This window comes from Streptomyces sp. NPDC002669 (genome assembly GCF_042889165.1).
In the GTDB taxonomy this organism is placed as follows: Bacteria; Actinomycetota; Actinomycetes; order Streptomycetales; family Streptomycetaceae; genus Streptomyces.
In genome coordinates, this window is record NZ_JBIAQQ010000011.1 from 30,629 (window position 1) to 43,249 (window position 12,621).

General features: G+C 70.6%; 13 protein-coding genes. 6 read left to right on the forward strand and 7 right to left on the reverse strand.

Features of this window, described 5'->3' with window-relative positions; translation table 11 throughout:
• The first annotated feature begins 138 nt into the window (after positions 1-138).
• Entirely contained in the window at positions 139-1,131 is a 993-nt protein-coding gene (locus ACFYW1_RS18195; RefSeq protein ID WP_388993982.1) for an NlpC/P60 family protein, read from the forward strand.
• Between the two features lie 318 nt (positions 1,132-1,449).
• Positions 1,450-2,181, forward strand: coding sequence for a phosphatase PAP2 family protein (locus ACFYW1_RS18200; protein WP_388993476.1), 732 nt, complete (start codon positions 1,450-1,452; stop codon positions 2,179-2,181).
• A 170-nt stretch (positions 2,182-2,351) separates the two neighbouring features.
• Here the strand turns inward: ACFYW1_RS18200 and ACFYW1_RS18205 are convergent, their stop codons facing one another.
• The gene (locus tag ACFYW1_RS18205; protein WP_388993479.1) at positions 2,352-3,965 is read right to left on the reverse strand and encodes an FAD-binding oxidoreductase; all 1,614 of its coding nucleotides are present in this window, start codon (positions 3,963-3,965) and stop codon (positions 2,352-2,354) included.
• A gap of 118 nt (positions 3,966-4,083) precedes the next feature.
• Positions 4,084-4,272: a hypothetical protein gene (locus tag ACFYW1_RS18210; protein ID WP_388993482.1), complete on the reverse strand. Its 189-nt coding sequence runs from the start codon at positions 4,270-4,272 to the stop codon at positions 4,084-4,086.
• 133 nt (positions 4,273-4,405) lie between these two features.
• On the opposite strand from ACFYW1_RS18210, the gene ACFYW1_RS18215 reads away from it, so the two are divergent.
• A complete protein-coding gene (locus ACFYW1_RS18215; protein WP_388993485.1) occupies positions 4,406-5,308 on the forward strand; it encodes a hypothetical protein in 903 nt (300 codons plus the stop codon).
• A gap of 240 nt (positions 5,309-5,548) precedes the next feature.
• The gene (locus ACFYW1_RS18220; RefSeq protein WP_388993985.1) at positions 5,549-5,740 is read left to right on the forward strand and encodes a hypothetical protein; all 192 of its coding nucleotides are present in this window, start codon (positions 5,549-5,551) and stop codon (positions 5,738-5,740) included.
• A gap of 57 nt (positions 5,741-5,797) precedes the next feature.
• Here the strand turns inward: ACFYW1_RS18220 and ACFYW1_RS18225 are convergent, their stop codons facing one another.
• Positions 5,798-6,154, reverse strand: coding sequence for a metal-sensitive transcriptional regulator (locus ACFYW1_RS18225; RefSeq protein ID WP_388993488.1), 357 nt, complete (start codon positions 6,152-6,154; stop codon positions 5,798-5,800).
• A 200-nt stretch (positions 6,155-6,354) separates the two neighbouring features.
• Here ACFYW1_RS18225 and ACFYW1_RS18230 point away from each other — a divergent pair, with 200 nt between their 5' ends.
• Together ACFYW1_RS18230 and ACFYW1_RS18235 are read left to right on the forward strand one after the other, a co-directional pair.
• A complete protein-coding gene (locus ACFYW1_RS18230) occupies positions 6,355-6,975 on the forward strand; it encodes a DUF47 domain-containing protein (protein ID WP_388993491.1) in 621 nt (206 codons plus the stop codon).
• Between the two features lie 5 nt (positions 6,976-6,980).
• The gene (locus tag ACFYW1_RS18235) at positions 6,981-7,979 is read left to right on the forward strand and encodes an inorganic phosphate transporter (protein ID WP_283852999.1); all 999 of its coding nucleotides are present in this window, start codon (positions 6,981-6,983) and stop codon (positions 7,977-7,979) included.
• A gap of 227 nt (positions 7,980-8,206) precedes the next feature.
• Here the strand turns inward: ACFYW1_RS18235 and pstB are convergent, their stop codons facing one another.
• From pstB to pstS, 4 genes are all read right to left on the reverse strand, one after another.
• Positions 8,207-8,983, reverse strand: a complete 777-nt coding sequence (gene pstB, locus ACFYW1_RS18240) for a phosphate ABC transporter ATP-binding protein PstB (RefSeq protein ID WP_388993494.1) — start codon at positions 8,981-8,983, stop codon at positions 8,207-8,209.
• 27 nt (positions 8,984-9,010) lie between these two features.
• Positions 9,011-10,096 (reverse strand): phosphate ABC transporter permease PstA, encoded by a 1,086-nt coding sequence (gene pstA / locus ACFYW1_RS18245; protein ID WP_388993496.1) that lies wholly within the window; start codon positions 10,094-10,096, stop codon positions 9,011-9,013.
• Positions 10,093-11,088 (reverse strand): phosphate ABC transporter permease subunit PstC, encoded by a 996-nt coding sequence (pstC, locus tag ACFYW1_RS18250; RefSeq protein WP_388993498.1) that lies wholly within the window; start codon positions 11,086-11,088, stop codon positions 10,093-10,095. Before pstC ends, pstA begins: the two co-directional genes overlap by 4 nt.
• A gap of 208 nt (positions 11,089-11,296) precedes the next feature.
• The gene (gene pstS / locus ACFYW1_RS18255) at positions 11,297-12,430 is read right to left on the reverse strand and encodes a phosphate ABC transporter substrate-binding protein PstS (RefSeq protein ID WP_388993501.1); all 1,134 of its coding nucleotides are present in this window, start codon (positions 12,428-12,430) and stop codon (positions 11,297-11,299) included.
• Positions 12,431-12,621: the final 191 nt, after the last annotated feature.

Here is a 12,621-nt window from a genome sequence, read left to right on the forward strand (position 1 = left end):
GGTGCTCCTGGGTGCGGCATCGGTGCGCCGGAACGGCGGGCCGGGGGCCCCTGTGACCCGGCCGACTCGTACACACCGTCGAAATCGCCCATGAACCCGTCCCCGATGGGGGATGGTTGAGGGGTGCGCAAATTCTGGGTGGTCGGTGGCATCGGTATGGGCGTGGCCATGTCCTTCGTGGCCCTGCTCGTCGTCGGTACGTACTCCGCCGCCGCCGGGCTCGCGGGTTCCGGCGGCGGGGCCGTCGCGCTGGCGAAGGGGGCCGTGCCCGCCAAGTACCAGTCGCTGGTGGAGAAGTGGGGCAACCTCTGTCCCGCGATCAATCCGGCACTGCTGGCCGCCCAGCTGTACCAGGAGAGCGGCTGGAACCCGCGGGCGGAGAGTCCCGCGGCCGCCCAGGGCATCGCCCAGTTCATCCCGGGCACCTGGGCCGGGCACGGGATCGACGGCGACAAGGACGGCGACCGGGACGTGTGGGACCCGGCCGACGCGATTCCCTCCGCCGCCTCGTACGACTGCGAACTCGCCGGTTATGTGAAGAAGGTGCCGGGGGACCCGACGGACAACATGCTGGCCGCGTACAACGCCGGCGCGTACCGGGTGATCCGGTCCGGCGGCGTCCCGGACATCGAGGAGACGCGCAACTACGTCGACATCATCCGGTCCCTGGAGAAGAGCTTCGCCCGGCCCGTCGGGCGGGTGCAGCCCTCGCAGCAGGCGGCCGGGGCGATCTACTTCGCGCAGAAGAAGCTCGGCACGCCGTACCTCTGGGGCGGGAACGGCACGCCCGAGCAGAACGGGCGGTTCGACTGCTCGGGGCTGACCCAGGCCGCGTACCGGACCGTCGACATCGAACTGCCCCGGGTGGCGAACGACCAGTACAACGCGGGGCCGCACCCCTCGCGGGACGAGCTGCTCCCGGGCGACCTGGTGTTCTTCTCGGAGGACCTGACCAACTCGCGGGCCATTCATCACGTGGGCCTCTACGTCGGAGGCGGGTACATGATCAACGCTCCGTACACCGGGGCCGTGATCCGGTTCGACAAGATCGACACCCCCGACTACTTCGGGGCGACACGGGTCACCAAGGACGGGGCCGCGGCCCTCCCGAAGGCCCGGCCCGGGGCATGACGCGGCGGCGGCGATGGCCGGAACTCTCCGTGAAGCCTGGGCCCTGAGCTGCGGTGATGAGTCTCTCTTCGATAACGTCATGGTGATCATTCGGTGGAGAGAGGAACGCCTGCGCGGAGGACGTCGTTCCCTGGATGGACCGGGCCGGCGGCGCACCGACCGCGCGACGCCGACCGGGGAGGTCCGCCCGGGCGGAGCGGACGGAAGCACCGGTCCACGCAGCAGTGATCCACACAGTGGTCGAACCGACACGGGGGTTCGTCAGAGCGGGTACATGGGTGTGCCCGCGGCAGCAGACAAGACAAGGGGCCGCTTCAGATGGCTGGACTCGCAGTGGATGGGTCGAACCCCGACGTCAGCCTGCTCTACGACATCAACGGACTCGCGAAGTCCGCTCCCACCTGGTTCGACCGGGTCATGGAGTTCGTCGGCGAGTACGGGATCATGCTCGGCATGGTCCTGGTGGTCCTGTGGTGCTGGTGGAGCGTGCGCCGCCGGGGCACGGCCGACGACTCGGTGACGGCGGTCGCCGGGATCGTCTGGGCACCGCTCGCCGCCGGGATCGCGCTGCTGATCAACATTCCGATCCGCGGATTCGTGGAGCGCCCCCGCCCGTTCAAGGACCACCAGGGGCTGGACGTCCTGGTGACGGGGAAGACCGACTTCTCCTTCGTCAGCGACCACGCCACGATGGCGATGGCCCTGGGTGTCGGGCTCTTCGTGGCCAACCGGAAGTTCGGCCTCGCCGCGATCGGGCTGGCCCTGGCGGAGGGCTTCTGCCGGGTCTACATGGGCGTCCACTACCCGACCGACGTCATCGGCGGATTCGCGCTCGGCACGGCCGTCGCCCTGCTGCTGGCCCCGCTGGCGATGATGCTGCTGACGCCGCTGGTGACGGCCGTCGCGCGGGTGGAGCGCTTCGGGTGGCTGGTGCGCTCGCGCAAGCAGACGCAGATCGCCCCGGCCACCGGGCGGGCCGGGACGTTCGGGATCCCCGAGCCGCGACCGGGCACGGGCGGCGGCGTCGGCGAGAAGGACCTGGCGGCGTAGGACGGGGTACGCGGGCCGGGCGCGCACCGTGCCGAGGAGCGGGTGAGGGGCCGGTGAGAACGGCCGACGGGCGGCTTCCCGAAAGGGGAGCCGCCCGTTCTCGTGCCCGCCCGTCCGGGCCCGCCCCCGGCCGCCGGGCGTCCATGACCGGCGATCAGGGGGACGCGGAGTCAGAGGGCCTGGGGGAAGGAGAAGAGGCGCCCGGGGTCGTACTGCTTCTTCAACCTGGCGAGACGGTCCGCCGCCGAACCGTAGTAGGCGCGGCGCCAGTCGGTCAGCGTCGGGTCGGTGTAGTTCTGGTACGCCGCCCCGGACGCGTACCGGCGCATCGACGCATGAGTGTTTTTCAGCCAGTCCTGCTGGGCGCTGCCCGCCGTGCCGGGGTCCCAGGCCCCGATGTACTGGGCGAGCACGCGCGCGCCGCGGTGGACGAAGGCCGTCGCCTGCGGGGAGACCCGGTTGACGGCCCCGCCGAGCGCGGTGAGCGCGATGGAACCCGCGCCTCCGCCCTGTGCGGCGGAGATCCGGGTGAACGCCTCGGCCCGGTCGAGCAGGGCCCGCACGCCCGCCGGGGGCAGGGAGCGCTCGTAGAAGTCGGAGGCGGCGGCGTAGGTCTCGCGGCCGAGCGTGCCCTGCGGGGAGCGGCCGGGCGTCGTGCCCGGCAGCCGGCACTGGTCCTCGGAGATCCCCGAGCAGCCCGCGTACAGCAGCATCGACTCCTCGTAGCCGCGGCGGCGCAGCGATACGGAGGAGGCCGGGGCGCCGATCCGGTCGGCGAGGCGGTCCACGGCGTTCTGGAGGTCGCCGTAGGTGCCGAGGCTGAACGCGGCGACCGAGACGGTCGGGGCGACGCCGCCCGGTCCCGCGTTCAGATGGGCGGCGGACCAGATCTCGTCGGGCTGGGACGGCCCCCACTCCTGCCAGGCCGTGACGACGGACCGGGCGCGCGACCACGGCCACGCCATGTAGGCGGTGACGGTCTGCGGGGCCGGGCTGGTGCGGAAGGTCAGTTCGGTGACCACGCCGAAGTTGCCGTTGCCCGCGCCGCGCAGCGCCCAGAACAGGTCCGGGTGGTTCCTGGCATCCGCGGTGAGGGTCTTGCCGTCGGCCGTGACGAGGGTCGCCGAGGTCAGGCTGTCGCAGGTCAGGCCGTACGCGCGGGCGACGACGCCGTGGCCGCCGCCGAGGGTGAGGCCGGATATGCCGACCGTGGGGCAGGAGCCGCCGGGGATCGTCCGGCCGCCGCGGGCGAGGTTCCGGTAGACGTCCATGAGCTTGGCGCCCGCCCCGATCGTGCCGTCCCGCTCGACGCGGGACAGCGCGGAGACGTCGATGACGAGGTGTCCGTTCCCGCTCGACCAGCCCGCGTACGAGTGGCCGCCGCTGCGGATGGACACCGGGGTGCCGGTGCGGCGGGCGAAGGCCAGGCACTCGCGGATGTCCGCCTCGTGGCCGACATAGGCGACGGCGGCGGGCTTCAGGCCGTCGAAGCGGGTGTTGTAGAGCTGACGGGCGGTCGGGTAGGACGCGTCCTGCGGCCGGACGAGGCCGCCGTCGAGGCCCTCGGCCAGGGCGGACCAGTCGGCGGACCCGGCGGAGGCGGTCCGCGACGGGGACGGCGGGGCGGACGGGGTGGGGGAGGCGGGACGCGGGCCCGGGGTGCCGGAGGCGCCCGGGGCGGGAGCGGGCGGGCCGCCGCACGCGGTGGTGGTGACGCCGACGAGGGCCGCCGCGGCGCCCGCGGTGAGCAGGGTGCGCCGGGCGGGCGGGGGCGGCAGGTTCATCGGGTCTCCGATTCATGACGCTCATGGGCCGGCCGACCGGTGGCGGCGGGGCCGGGCGTGGGGGGAACGGCGGAACGAGTCAGGGACGGGAGGCGAAGGAGACGGGAAAAGGGGCGGGTCAGGGGGCCGCCAGGTGTTCCGCGGCGTCCGTGCGGGCGCGGTCCCTGGAGCGCCGGGCCGGTCCGTACCAGCCGCAGCCGCAGCGGGCGGTGCAGAAGGAACCGCGTTCCACCGTCGTCGGTTCGTGCGCGACGGGTGCGGGGGTGGGGGGAAGCGGGGGGACCTCATCGGTGTGTCGGTCGTACACCCGTCCACGGTACTGGTCGTGGCCTCCTGAGGTGAGGCCCGTGGGAACGGCGTGACGGGGGACACGGGCCGTCGTTAATCCGGAACGAACGAGCCTCTCGGGCAGGCGTTACATCGTTGGGGGTTGGCAGGCGATGCTGGTGCGGCAGCACAGGTCCAAGGGTGGTGCGCGGGCCGTCTGCGCCCTTGCCGTGGCGGGCGTGATGGCGGCGACCGGCGGGTGCTCGGGCGGCGGTGGCGGCGACCGGGCCGTGGCCGACGACCGGGGCGGGGCCGACTCCCTCGACGCGGTGCACCGCGCGGCCGCGGTGCTCGCGGGCACGGTGACCGGCACGGGCACGGCGGTCATGTCCGGGGCCGCCGGTCCGGGCGCCGCCGGGAGCGCCGAGGTGCGCACGGCGATGGAGACCGCGGCGGGCGGTACGCGGGTGACGATCCGGGGCCGGGGCGTGTACGACTTCCGCCACCGCACGGGCCGGCTCACGGTCGTGCTGCCCGAGGGCGCCGCCGGTGCGGCCGAGCACCGCCCCGTCACCGAACTGCTGGCCCCCGGCGCCCTCTACATGATGAACCGCGGCGCCGGGGTGCCCGCGGACAAATGGGTCAGGGTCGACACCACGTCCCTGGCGGACGGCAATCTCGTCACCGGCGGGGCGACCGACCCGATGGCCGCCGCCGAACTGCTGCGCGGGGCGGACCGGGTGACGTACGTGGGCAGGGCCGTGCTCGACGGGGTGCCCGTGCGGCACTACCGGGGGACGACGGACCTCGGGCGGGCGGCGCGGGAGGCCGCGCCGGAGTCGCGCGGGGCGCTGCGCGCGGCGGCGAAAGGGTTCCGCAGGGACACCGTGCGGTTCGACGCGTACCTCGACGACCAGGGGCGGCTGCGCAAGGTGCGCCACCGGTTCGGCTTCGCCGACGAGGGGCCCGCGGTGGAAGTGGTGTCGACCACACTGCTGTACGGGTTCGGGGTGCCGGTCTCCGTACGGCTGCCGGACGGCCGCGACATCTACACCGGACGCATCCGGCAGCGCTGACCTGGCGCGGACCGGGCGAGCGGGGGCCGGGAGCGGGGGCGGGAGCGCGGTCCGGCGAGCGCGGACGCGGCCGAGGGGACGGGAATGGGCATGCCGGCGGTACGAAATGGTCCGTCCGTGCCATGCGCGACGCGTGGTCCGCTCCTTACGCTGGTGCCGGGACCGGCGATGCCCGCCGGGCGGCCACCGGTGACGCGGGCACCGGCGGTTCGGCGACGGCAGTGAGAGGTGAGTGACGTGATGACGCTCGGCGCGCCGACGGTGTCCGACCATGTGGCCCTCGCCGAGATCGAGCTCTGCGGCGAGCTGATGATCGCCGCCTCGGCCGCGATCGGGGAGCGGCTCAGCGCGGACCGCATCGACGAGGTGCTGGAAGTGCGCGGGATCGCCGAACGGGCCGCCGTCCCCCGGCAGGGCGATCGCCGGGGGTGAGGTGCGGGGCCGTGGCGGACGCGGAGCGGCCGGGCTCGGAGGCCACCCGACGGGCTCTCAGGTGCGCAGCAGCCGGGCGATCGCCTTCGTGGCCTCCTCGACCTTGGCGTCGATCTCCTCCCCGCCCTTGACCGCCGCGTCCGCGACGCAGTGCCGCAGGTGCTCCTCCAGCAGCTGGAGCGCGAAGGACTGGAGCGCCTTCGTGGACGCCGAGACCTGGGTCAGTATGTCGATGCAGTAGACGTCCTCGTCGACCATGCGCTGGAGCCCGCGGATCTGGCCCTCGATCCGGCGCAGTCGCTTGAGGTGTTCGCTCTTCTGGTGGTGGTAGCCGTGTATGCCGTGGTCGTGATCGGTGACGGCCGGTTCGGTTTCCGCGGCGACGGTGGTCCCGGCGGTCTCGGTGGTGGTCATTACTGCCTCCCGTTTTCTCTCTACCCTGCCGTTCATATACCCCTGGTGGGTATATCCTAACGAATTCCTCTGAAACGTGACCGGGGGCCCGTGCCGATCGCGGTGTTCGATGCGCGACACTGAAGAATGCCGGTTAGCCGTGGCCGGATGATGCGCCTAGCATCAGCCTGACCGAATCCAAAGCACCCCGAGGACCCCACGTGCGCTTTCGTCTGACCCCCAGGGAGACGAGCTTCTACGACATGTTCTCCGCGTCCGCGGACAACATCGTCACGGGCTCGAAACTCCTGATGGAATTGCTCGGGGCGGACTCTGCCTCCCGAGTCGAGATCGCGGAGCGCATGCGGGCAGCGGAGCACGCGGGGGACGACGCGACCCACGCGATCTTCCACCAGCTGAACTCCTCTTTCATCACGCCGTTCGACCGCGAGGACATTTACAACCTCGCATCGTCGCTCGACGACATCATGGACTTCATGGAGGAGGCCGTCGACCTGGTCGTGCTGTATCAGGTCGAGGAACTCCCCAAGGGCATCGCCCAGCAGATCGAGGTGCTGGCCCGCGCGGCCGAGCTGACCGCCGAGGCGATGCCGGGGCTGCGGACGATGGACAACCTCACCGAGTACTGGATCGAGGTGAACCGCCTGGAGAACCAGGCGGACCAGATCCACCGCAAGCTGCTCGCCCACCTCTTCAACGGCAAGTACGACGCCATCGAGGTGCTGAAGCTCAAGCAGATCGTGGACGTGCTGGAAGAGGCGGCCGACGCGTTCGAGCACGTCGCCAACACGGTGGAGACCATCGCGGTCAAGGAGTCCTGAACCACGTGGACACCTTTGCGCTGATCGTGACCATCGGTGTCGCGCTCGGCTTCACGTATACGAACGGCTTCCACGACTCGGCGAACGCCATCGCCACGTCCGTCTCCACGCGCGCGCTCACCCCGCGCGCGGCCCTGGCGATGGCCGCGGTGATGAACCTGGCCGGCGCGTTCCTCGGCAGCGGTGTCGCCAAGACCGTCAGCGAGGGCCTGATCGCGACGCCCGAGGGGCAGAAGGGGATGGGAATCCTCTTCGCCGCGCTCGTCGGCGCGATCATCTGGAACCTCGTCACCTGGTACTTCGGACTGCCCTCCTCGTCCTCGCACGCCCTGTTCGGCGGCATGGTCGGCGCGGCGCTCGCCGGCGGGACGATGGTGCACTGGGACGGGGTGCTCGACAAGATCGTCATCCCGATGTTCCTCTCGCCGGTCATCGGTCTGGTCGTCGGCTATCTGGTGATGGTCGCGATCATGTGGATGTTCCGGAAGACCAACCCGCACAAGGCCAAGCGCGGTTTCCGGATCGCGCAGACGGTCTCGGCGGCGGGCATGGCGCTCGGCCACGGTCTGCAGGACGCGCAGAAGACGATGGGCATCGTGGTGATGGCCCTGGTCATCGCCGACGTGGAGAGCCCGAGCGACCCGATCCCGGTCTGGGTGAAGCTGGTCTGCGCGCTGATGCTCTCGCTGGGCACGTACGCGGGCGGCTGGCGCATCATGCGCACGCTCGGCCGCAAGATCATCGAGCTGGACCCGCCGCAGGGCTTCGCCGCGGAGACGACCGGCGCGTCGATCATGTTCGGCTCGGCGTTCCTGTTCCACGCGCCGATCTCCACGACGCACGTGATCACCTCCGCGATCATGGGTGTGGGCGCCACGAAGCGGGTCAACGCGGTCCGCTGGGGCGTCGCCAAGAACATCATCCTGGGCTGGTTCATCACCATGCCGGCCGCGGCCCTGGTCGCCGCCGCGAGCTACGGCGTCGTGGTGCTGCTCTTCGGCTGACGGCCGCGGCGGGACGTCTCCGTACGGACGGAAACGGGGCCGCCCCCACTCCCTCGCGGGAGTTGGGGGCGGCCCCTTCGCCTTGCGGTGGCACCGCCATGCAGCACCTCAAGGCAGTTCTGGGAACGAGGCCGGTTCGCCGGAGGGGTGGGGCGGTTCGCCGGTGGAAACCCACCACCGGGCGTCACCACCCACGCCCCGGCCCGCCCGGGCCCGTTGCCGGGTGCCTATCCGAAGCGGCCCGAGATGTAGTCCTCGGTCGCCTGGACGGACGGGTTGGAGAAGATCCGCTCCGTGTCGTCGATCTCGATGAGCTTGCCGGGCTTGCCGACCGCCGCGAGGTTGAAGAACGCCGTGCGGTCGGAGACGCGGGCCGCCTGCTGCATGTTGTGCGTCACGATGACGATCGTGAAGCGCTCCTTCAGCTCGCCGATCAGGTCCTCGATGGCGAGGGTGGAGATCGGGTCCAGGGCGGAGCACGGCTCGTCCATCAGCAGCACGTCCGGCTCGACGGCGATCGCGCGGGCGATGCACAGACGCTGCTGCTGACCACCGGAGAGGCCGGAGCCGGGCTTGTTCAGCCGGTCCTTGACCTCGTTCCAGAGGTTGGCGCCGCGCAGGGACTTCTCGACGATGTCCGAGAGCTCGCTCTTCTTGTACGAGCCGTTCAGCCTCAGCCCGGCCGCGACGTTGTCGAAGATCGACATGGTCGGGAACGGGTTGGGGCGCTGGAAGACCATGCCGACCGTGCGGCGCACGGTGACCGGGTCCACGTTCGGCCCGTAGAGGTTCTCGTCGTCCAGCAGCACCTTGCCCTCGACGCGGCCACCGGGGGTGACCTCGTGCATGCGGTTCAGGGTGCGCAGGAAGGTGGACTTGCCACAGCCGGACGGGCCGATGAAGGCGGTCACGGAGCGGGGCTCCACGGTCATCGAGATGTCCTCGATGGCGAGGTGGGAGCCGTAGTAGGCGGACAGGCCGCCGACGTCGATGCGCTTGGCCATCTGAATCACTGCTTCTTTCGTGCCGCGTCAGCGGCCGGTCTTCGGGGCCTTCCAGCGGGCGATGCCGCGGGCCACCAGGTTGAGGATCATGACGAAGGCGATCAGGACCAGCGCGGCGGCCCAGGCACGGTCGTACGACTGGTCGGTACCGACCTTGTACTGCTCCCAGATGTAGAAGGGGAGCGAGGACTGTGCGCCCTGGAACGGGTTGGGGTTGATCAGCTGGCTGCCGAAGACCAGCAGCATGATCGGCGCGGTCTCACCGGCGATGCGGGCGATCGCGAGCATCACACCGGTGGTGATGCCGCCGATCGCGGTCGGGAGGACCACCTTCAGAATGGTGCGCCACTTCGGGACGCCGAGGGCGAGCGATGCCTCGCGCAGCTCGTTCGGGACGAGCTTGAGCATCTCCTCGGTGGAGCGGACGACGACCGGCATCATCAGGATCGTGAGGGCCAGCGCACCCATCAGACCGGACGGCTGGATCTTCGCCATCAGCATGATGGAGAGGATGAAGAGGCCCGCGACGATGGACGGGATGCCCGTCATGACGTCGACGAAGAAGGTCACGGCCTTGGCCAGGGTGCCCTTGCCGTACTCCACCAGGTAGACGGCGGTCAGCATGCCGAGGGGGGCGGAGATCAGGGTGGCGATGCCGACCTGCTCCAGCGTCCCGATCAGCGCGTGGTAGACACCGCCGGTCGCGTCGGAGCCGAGCACCCCGCCCATCGAGTGGCTCAGGAAGTACCCGTCCAGGCGCTCCGCGCCGCGGCTGATCGTCGTCCACAGGAGCGAGGCGAGCGGCGCGACGGCGAGCAGGAAGCACACCCAGACGATGCTGGTGGCCAGCCGGTCCTTCGCCTGGCGCCGGTTCTCGACGACCGAGGTCGTGACGTACGAGATGACGAGGAAGAGCAGGGCGGAGAACAGGCCCCACTGGGTGCGGCTCTGCCAGCCGGCCGCGGCGCCGATGCCCACGCCCAGCGCGATCGCGACGGCCGCGAAGGCGAGCGGCGCCCAGCGGGGGAGCGCCCGGCTGCTCAGACCGTTCGGGCGGACGGGCGCCGCCGGGGCGGGCCGCTCCTGGATGTCGGTGTTCACTGCCTGGCTCATGCGTTGGCCCCCGAGTACTCCTTGCGGCGGGCGATGATGAGCCGGGCCGCGCCGTTGACCAGCAGGGTGAGGACGAAGAGGACGAGGCCCGAGGCGATCAGGGCGTCGCGCCCGAACTGGTCGGCCTCGTCGAACTTCGCGGCGATGTTCTGGGCGAACGTGCCGCCGCCCGGGTTGAGCAGGTGCGCGGAGATGACGAAGCTCGGCGACAGGACCGTGGCGACGGCCATCGTCTCGCCGAGCGCCCGGCCCAGGCCCAGCATCGAGGCGGAGATCACGCCCGAGCGGCCGAAGGGCAGCACCGAGAGGCGGATGACCTCCCAGCGGGTCGCGCCCAGCGCGAGGGCGGCCTCCTCGTTCATCCTCGGGACCTGGAGGAAGACCTCGCGGCTGACGCTGGTCACGATCGGCAGGATCATGATCGCGAGCAGGATGCCGACGGTGAAGAGCGAGCGGGCGATGCCGACCTCGGTCTTCTCGAAGACGTACGTCCAGCCGAAGAACTGGTCGAGCCAGAGGTTCAGGCCCTCCAGGTACGGCACGAGGAAGAGGGCGCCCCAGATGCCGTACACGATGCTCGGCACTGCGGCGAGCAGGTCGACGACGTAGGCGAGGGGCGCGGCCAGCTTGCGCGGCGCGTAGTGCGAGATGAACAGGGCGATGCCGACGGCGACCGGGACCGCGATGGCCATCGCGATGACCGAGCTGACGACGGTGCCGAAGAGGAGGACCGCGATGCCGAAGACCGGCGGTTTGCCGGCCGGGTTCCAGTCGAGGGTGGTGAAGAAGTTGCCCTCGTTGTCGGAGATGGCGATCGAGGCGCGGTAGGTGAGGAACACGGCGATCGACGCCATGATCACGAGCAGCAGTACGCCCGAGCCGGTCGAGAGGCTCAGGAAGACCTTGTCGCCCGCGCGTCCGGTCTTCTGACCGGTGCGCGTGCGCGCCGGCGGCGAGGCCGGCGGCGTGTCTATCGGTGTGGTGGAAGCCATGGTCTTTCCGGTCTGTGTGGGGGAGCGGCGTCGGCTCCCCTGGCGGCGGTGCACCGGATGGGTGGTGGCGGCCGGTCCGGAGGGGTGCGCCGGACCGGTCCGCCGGGTGTTGCCCCGGGGGCCGCCGGGCCGTGTGCCCGGCGGCGTACTCGGTCGTTCACGGGAGTGCTTGCGGGAAGCGCCCGCGGGAAGTGCTTGCGAGCAGTGCTTACGAGAGGGACGCGATGGTCTCGCGGACCTTGGCGTTGATCTCGGCCGGGATCGGCGCGTAACCGGCCTCGGTGAGGAGCTTCTGGCCCTCGTCACCGGCGGTGTAGTTCAGGAAGGACTTGACCGTGGAGAGGGTCTCGGCCTTGTTGCCCTTGTCGCAGACGACCTCGTAGGTCACCAGGACGATCGGGTAGGCGCCCTCGGCCTTGGTGGTGTAGTCCAGATCCAGGGCCAGGTCCTTGCCGGTGCCCTTGATCTTGGCGGCGGCGATGGCCTTGGAGGCGTTCTCCGAGGTGGCCTTGACCGGGGCGGCGCCACCGGTGGCGATGTCGACGGTGGAGATCGACTGCGAGGTGGCGTAGCTGAGCTCGAAGTAGCCGATCGCGCCGTCGACCTGCTTCACCTGGGCGGCGACACCGGAGGAGCCGGACGCGGCCTGGCCGTTGGGGGCCGGCCACTTCTTCTCGGCCTCGTACTTCCAGTCGTTCGGGGCGGCGGCACCGAGGTACTTGCCGAGGTTCTGCGTGGTGCCGGAGTCCTCGGAGCGGTGGAAGGCCTGGATGTCCTTGTCCGGGAGCTTGGCGCCGCTGTTGAGCTTGGCGATCGCCGGGTCGTTCCACTTCTTGATCTTGGTGTCGAAGATCTTGGCGAGCGTGGGGGCGTCCAGCGTCAGGTTGTCGACGCCCTCCAGGTGGTAACCGATGGCGATCGGGCCGCCGACCATCGGGAGGTTGATGCCCTGGCCGCCCTTGCACATCTTCTTCGACTCGGCGACCTCTTCGGGCTTCAGCGCGGAGTCGGAACCGGCGAAGCCGACGGTGCCCTGGTTGAAGGCGATGATGCCTTCGCCGGAGGACGACGACTTGTAGTTGACCTCGACGCCGGAACAGCCCGCCATGTAGTTCTTGACCCAGAGGTCCATGGCGTTCTTCTGCGCGCTGGAGCCGGAGGCGAGGAGCTGGCCCTTGGCGTCGTCGCACTTGATGTTCGACGCGGCGCTCGTCTTGCCGCCGTTGCCGCCGGTGGAGCCGCTGTTGTCGTCCGAACCGCACGCCGTGAGGACCAGGGCGCCGGAGACGGCGAGGGCACCGAGCGCGGTGGCACGAAGCCGGTTCTTGCGCTGAAGCTTCACTTTCGGGTGTTCCTTCCAGGAGCCGCCGAGGTCTTTTCGTTCTTACGACGGCGTGCGATGTGGTGGGTGCTCCGGCCTCGCGCCGCGCACCGTGCACTGCCGAAGTTAGGCAGGACAGGTGAAGTGGCCTACGGGGGAGAGTGAACGGAAGGTGAACCGTGCGGGGCGACGTGGTTCCGGAGCGCCGGGGC

Coding starts and splice junctions, on each gene's coding strand:
- ACFYW1_RS18200 (WP_388993476.1), top strand. CDS start 1,450: ATGGCTGGACTCGCAGTGGATGGGTCGAACCCCGACGTCAGCCTGCTC.
- ACFYW1_RS18205 (WP_388993479.1), bottom strand. CDS start 3,965: ATGAACCTGCCGCCCCCGCCCGCCCGGCGCACCCTGCTCACCGCGGGC.
- ACFYW1_RS18215 (WP_388993485.1), top strand. CDS start 4,406: ATGCTGGTGCGGCAGCACAGGTCCAAGGGTGGTGCGCGGGCCGTCTGC.
- ACFYW1_RS18220 (WP_388993985.1), top strand. CDS start 5,549: ATGACGCTCGGCGCGCCGACGGTGTCCGACCATGTGGCCCTCGCCGAG.
- ACFYW1_RS18225 (WP_388993488.1), bottom strand. CDS start 6,154: ATGACCACCACCGAGACCGCCGGGACCACCGTCGCCGCGGAAACCGAA.
- pstB (WP_388993494.1), bottom strand. CDS start 8,983: ATGGCCAAGCGCATCGACGTCGGCGGCCTGTCCGCCTACTACGGCTCC.
- pstA (WP_388993496.1), bottom strand. CDS start 10,096: ATGAGCCAGGCAGTGAACACCGACATCCAGGAGCGGCCCGCCCCGGCG.
- pstC (WP_388993498.1), bottom strand. CDS start 11,088: ATGGCTTCCACCACACCGATAGACACGCCGCCGGCCTCGCCGCCGGCG.